Raw genomic sequence first — 3,028 nt, 5'->3', positions numbered from 1 at the left:
CTGCGGAACCTCGAAACAGAGTGGTTCAGGGACGAAGGAATCACAGACCAGGTCAGCTAACGGACAGTGAACGCTGAAACGTTGATCATTCAAAACCCGTTCATCTTGCGCGCCTTGTGGTGGAAAAGGCGGCTCGAAGCCGCTGGTTACGACGCAGTTCGTCGCGCTTGCGGATGGTGCGAAATCGAAGATCCGGCGCCTTGTGTGTCCTGCATCACAGGGTGGGATTTACCTCGGAGTTGGGCGCTGCAGCGGGTGATGGTTCCGAAATCGTCCAACTGGTTGTCCGTGTGCCGGAACAAGGCGCGAACCGGCGGTGAACCTCCGGGTAATCGATCTGTAACAGATTCTCTTCGCGGCCCAACCCGACGCGCTCCCCGCGCATTTGAGCCTCCTGGGTCACGTTTGACGAGTGGTGCGACTCGAGGCAGTCTGAAGTTATTTCTGTAGCAGAACTGTTTGTCGAAGGAAGAGATGGTTGTCGAGTCGCCGCGTCCGGGTGTGATCAAGGACCACCGATGGGCCGGATGGATGGCAGTGTCGGCGGTCTGCCTCGGCGCGTTCATGGGACAGTTGGATGCCAGCATCGTCACGTTGACCTTTCCGGCGGTGCAGCGGGAGTTCGGTGCTCCGCTGGCCAGTGTTCAATGGGTTTCGCTCGGCTATCTCGTGACTCTGGTGGGCCTGGTGGTTGCGGCCGGGCGGGTGTCCGACGCCGCCGGCCGCAAATTCGTCTATCTTCAAGGTTTCGTCGTGTTCACGCTTGCTTCCGGGCTGTGCGCAGCGGCGCCGAACCTTTGGTGGCTCATAGGTTTTCGGGTTCTGCAGGCGGTGGGTGCGGCGATGCTGCAAGCCAACAGCGTGGCGCTGGTGGCGACGAGCGTCGCCGCGCATCGAATACGGGCTGCCTTGGGGGTGCATGCGGGTGCGCAAGCGCTGGGCCTGGCCCTGGGGCCGCTGGTCGGCGGAGTGGTCGTGGCCTCACTGGGCTGGCGATGGGTGTATGCGATCAACGTGCCCGTGGGTTGCCTGGCGGTCATCGCGGGACGATACCTGTTGCCGCGCACCCGGACTCGCGCACAGTCGGCCGGATTCGATATGCCCGGTGTGCTTTTGCTGCTCGGCCTCGTCGCCGGAGTCCTGACCGCGGCCTCGGCGCTCTCCGGTCTCGGCATGCCGGGGTGGACGCCGGCAGCCCTGGTGGCCTTCGCGATCGCTTGTGCGCTCGGACTATGGCAGTGGGAGAGGCGGACCCGGCCTCCGTTGATCGATCCCGCCCTGTTCGCGCATCCGCCGCTGCGACGTGGCCTGATCGGAGCTTGGGCCGCGTATCTGGTGCTGTTCGGCCCGTTGGCGTTGTTTCCGCAAGTCGGTGCGGTCGGTGCGGTCGGCACCGGTTTGCTGCTCACTGCGCTACCCGCCGGATTCGCGGTCGCCGCAGTGGGCGGTACGCGGGTGTTGCCGAGCCGATGGCGCGCCGAGTGTCGGGAGCGGATCGGCGCGATCGTGATGGTGGCTGCCACGGCGGCGCTTGCGATCGCGCCGGCAATGTCATGGTGGGTTGCGGTGTGGCTGGCGGTGCTCGGCGTCGGTCTGGGGATGTTCATTCCCGGAAACAATGCTGCGATCATGACCGCCGTACCCGAGCATCGCTCCGGGACGGCGGGCGGATTGGTGAACATGGCCCGTGGACTGGGAACGGCGGGCGGGGTGGCGGTTGTGACACTGTCTCTACATCTGTGCGATGCCGCGAGCCTGCCGGGCGACGGTGCTCGGGTGGCTATGACCGTACTGTCGGTCGTGGCCGTTGCGGCGCTGATCACTGCGGGTGAGCGGCATCCCGAACCGTCGTAGCGAAAGGCAGCAGCCGATGACAGGACCGTCCGCCGACACCGGCGAACTCGGCGAGGTGGCGCTGGCCGATGTCATCGCCCGGCTCCGACGCGCCATGCGGCGAGCAGCGCGCACTGCGGAACCGGCTGCGACGCTATCGGTCGCGCAGCTGGAACTACTCTCCTGTGTTGGTGACCAGCCCGGTGTGCGCCCTGGTCAGGTGGCCCGCTTGCTCCAGTTGGCGCCCAATACCGTGACCACTCTGGTGAACGCGCTGACCCAGCGCGGCATGATGGTTCGGGCAGGAGGCGACGACCGGCGTGCGGTGACATTGAATCTGACCGCCGCTGGTCGGCGGGCGGTCCAGGCGTGGCAGGCGACCAATACGGCCATCCTGCGTGAGGCGCTGTCCTCGCTGCATCCCGGGTGGCAGCATCTCCTCACCGCAGCTACCCCGGCGCTGGCCGAATTGACCAGCGCCGTCGATGCGCTCACCGAGCGCTCACACGACGACAATTCGGCCTAACTGCGTGGCCCTGGATTTCTCACGGTGAACCGAACTCGCCTGCAGACCCTGCCTGGGTCTGCAGGCGAGTTTCGTTCACCCGGAAGGTGATCAGGAAATGGCGTTGATCGCTGCGGTCAGCTTGGTTTTGAACGAGTCGGGGATCGGGATGTAACCGCTCGAGTCCAAACCGGTTTGGCCGTTGTCGGTGGCCGAGGTGAGGAAGGCCTTGACCGCGGTGGCGGTGCTCGCGTCGGAGTACTTGGAGCAGACCACCTCGTAGGTGGCCAGCATGATCGGGTAGGCGCCCGGGTCGGTCGGGTTGTAGAAGGAGCTGGTGTCGAGCACCAGATCGTTGCCCTGACCCTTGACCTTGACGCCGGCGACCGCCTTCTGTGCCGAGTCGACGCTCAGATCGACCGGCTTGCCGCCCGCGGCGTCGGTGACGATGCTCGCCATGTGCAGGTTCTGCGCCTTGGCGAACGACCACTCGTTGTAGGTGATCGAGCCGGGAGTACGACCGATCGCGGCCGATGTGCCCTCGTTGCCCTTGGCGCCCTCGCCGACACCACCGGCGAAGCTCTTACCCGCGCCCTTGCCCCAGGCGCCCTTCGACGCCGCGTCGAGGTAGTGCTGGAAGTTGTCGCTGGTGCCCGACTCGTCGCTGCGGAATACGACGTGAACGGGCAG

3 protein-coding genes are annotated in these 3,028 nt (G+C 65.5%); 2 read left to right on the top strand and 1 reads right to left on the bottom strand.

Annotation, left to right across the window (positions count from 1 at the left end; all coding sequences use genetic code 11):
• The first annotated feature begins 474 nt into the window (after positions 1 to 474).
• Together ACPCUW_RS35010 and ACPCUW_RS35005 are read left to right on the top strand one after the other, a co-directional pair.
• Positions 475 to 1,854 (top strand): MFS transporter, encoded by a 1,380-nt coding sequence (locus ACPCUW_RS35010; protein ID WP_423429676.1) that lies wholly within the window; start codon positions 475 to 477, stop codon positions 1,852 to 1,854.
• A gap of 16 nt (positions 1,855 to 1,870) precedes the next feature.
• Complete coding sequence (locus ACPCUW_RS35005; protein WP_423429675.1) at positions 1,871 to 2,359, top strand: MarR family winged helix-turn-helix transcriptional regulator; 489 nt, start codon at positions 1,871 to 1,873, stop codon at positions 2,357 to 2,359.
• Positions 2,360 to 2,449: 90 nt separating this feature from the next.
• Here the strand turns inward: ACPCUW_RS35005 and ACPCUW_RS35000 are convergent.
• A partial coding sequence (locus ACPCUW_RS35000; RefSeq protein WP_423429674.1) for a substrate-binding domain-containing protein occupies positions 2,450 to 3,028 on the bottom strand: 579 nt, incomplete at its 5' end.

The sequence above is a fragment of the Nocardia sp. AB354 genome (assembly GCF_049538315.1).
GTDB lineage: Bacteria > Actinomycetota > Actinomycetes > Mycobacteriales > Mycobacteriaceae > Nocardia > Nocardia nova.
This window is presented reverse-complemented; position numbering and strand designations above follow the sequence as displayed.

Excerpts from the sequence above, each read along its gene's own strand:
- ACPCUW_RS35005 (WP_423429675.1), top strand. The coding sequence starts at position 1,871 with ATGACAGGACCGTCCGCCGACACCGGCGAACTCGGCGAGGTGGCGCTG.
- ACPCUW_RS35010 (WP_423429676.1), top strand. The coding sequence starts at position 475 with ATGGTTGTCGAGTCGCCGCGTCCGGGTGTGATCAAGGACCACCGATGG.